1 protein-coding gene and 1 tRNA gene are annotated in these 1,720 nt (G+C 74.3%); both read left to right on the forward strand.

Features of this window, described 5'->3' with window-relative positions; translation table 11 throughout:
* The first annotated feature begins 194 nt into the window (after positions 1–194).
* On the forward strand, positions 195–1,589 hold the full coding sequence (locus ACFU6K_RS38425) for a class I SAM-dependent methyltransferase (RefSeq protein ID WP_380671224.1): 1,395 nt from the start codon (positions 195–197) through the stop codon (positions 1,587–1,589).
* A gap of 16 nt (positions 1,590–1,605) precedes the next feature.
* Positions 1,606–1,682, forward strand: a tRNA-Ile gene (locus tag ACFU6K_RS38430).
* Positions 1,683–1,720: the final 38 nt, after the last annotated feature.

Here is a 1,720-nt window from a genome sequence, read left to right on the forward strand (position 1 = left end):
GTTGCAGCGGGTGGGGCCCGTCGGCATTTCGGGTGACAGCCGGCCGCCCGCGGCGTGCCACCCGGAAACCGGGCGGCCGCGGTGGGACAAGCTGGGTGCCGCCCGTCCCGCGCCTGGGAGTGCCGCAGGCCGCCCCCCGGTCCGCCCGACCGGGTCAGCTGAGGTTCCGCAGGACGACTGGACGGAGGCGCGCGGTGGCGAAGCTCGCAGGTCAACTGGTCGAAGCCCTCGAAGGGCTGTTGGGGGTCCCGGTACCGCTGCGGGTACAGGCCTGGGACGGCAGCTCCGCCGGGCCGCCGGGCGCGCCCACCGTGGTCCTGCGCAACCGCCGGGCGCTGCGCCGGCTGATCTGGCAGCCGGGGGAGCTGGGCCTGGCCCGGGCCTACGTCGCGGGGGACCTGGAACTCGCCCCCGGCACCGACCTGTACGAGACGCTCTCCGCCGTCGCCCGCTTCGCCGAGCGGCCCGAGGTCCGCAGCCTGGCCCTCGGGCCGCGCGAAGCGCTCGGCCCCAAGGGCCGCCGGGTGCTCGCCGCCGCGCTGCGGGCCGGGGCGGTCGGCCTCGACCCCGAGCCGCCCCGCGAGGAGGTCCGCAGGGCCCCCGGGCGGCTGCACAGCCGCAGTCGCGACCGCGCGGCCATCAGCCACCACTACGACGTCGGCAACGACTTCTACCGGATCGTGCTGGGCTCCTCGATGGTCTACTCGTGCGCCTACTGGGCGCCCGAGGCGAAGAGCCTGGAGGCGGCCCAGGAGGCCAAGCTCGACCTGATCTGCCGCAAAATCGGCCTGCGCCCCGGGATGCGCCTGCTGGACGTCGGCTGCGGCTGGGGCTCGCTGCTGCTGCACGCGGCGAAGCACTACGGGGTCACCGCGGTCGGCGTCTCCATCTCCAGGGAGCAGGTCGCGCTGGCCCGTGCCCGGGTCGAGGAGGCCGGGCTGTCCGACCGGGTCGAGGTCCGTCTCCAGGACTACCGGGAGATCCCCGACGGGCCCTTCGACGCGATCTCCAGCGTCGGGATGGCCGAGCACGTCGGCTCCGAGCAGTACCGGGTCTACGCCGAGGGCCTGTACCGGTTGCTGGTGCCCGGCGGCCGGCTGCTCAACCACCAGATCGCCCGCCGCCCCGACGTCCCCGGGGTGGCGCACCGCACCAGCCCCTTCATCGACCGCTACGTCTTCCCGGACGGCGAGCTCTCCCCCGTCGGGTCCACGGTGGCCCGGCTGGAGGAGGCCGGCTTCGAGGTCCGGGACGTCGAGTCGCTGCGGGAGCACTACGGGCTGACCCTGCGCGAGTGGGTGGCCAACCTGGAGGCGCACTGGACGGAGGCGGTCCGGCTGGTCGGCCGCGGCCGGGCCCGGGTCTGGCGGCTGTACATGGCGGCCTCCGCGCTCGCCTTCGAGCAGAACCGGATCGGGATCAACCAGGTCCTCGCCGTCCGCAGCACCGAGGAGGGCGCGGCGGGCCTGCCGCCGACCCGCGAGGAGTGGCTGCTGCGCCCCTCCACCGGTGCGCCGCAGCTGGTCGCGGGGGGTGCCGCCACGGCCCCGGCCGACCCGGATTTGGGAGATCGGCCGTCGGTCCGCTAATCTTTCAGTGCGGCAAGGGCCTATAGCTCAGACGGTTAGAGCGCTTCCCTGATAAGGAAGAGGCCACAGGTTCAAGTCCTGTTAGGCCCACCACCGCGAAGGGCCCGGAGTGATCCACTCCGGGCCCTTCG

Source organism: Kitasatospora sp. NPDC057512, assembly GCF_042802135.1.
Taxonomy (GTDB): Bacteria; Actinomycetota; Actinomycetes; order Streptomycetales; family Streptomycetaceae; genus Kitasatospora.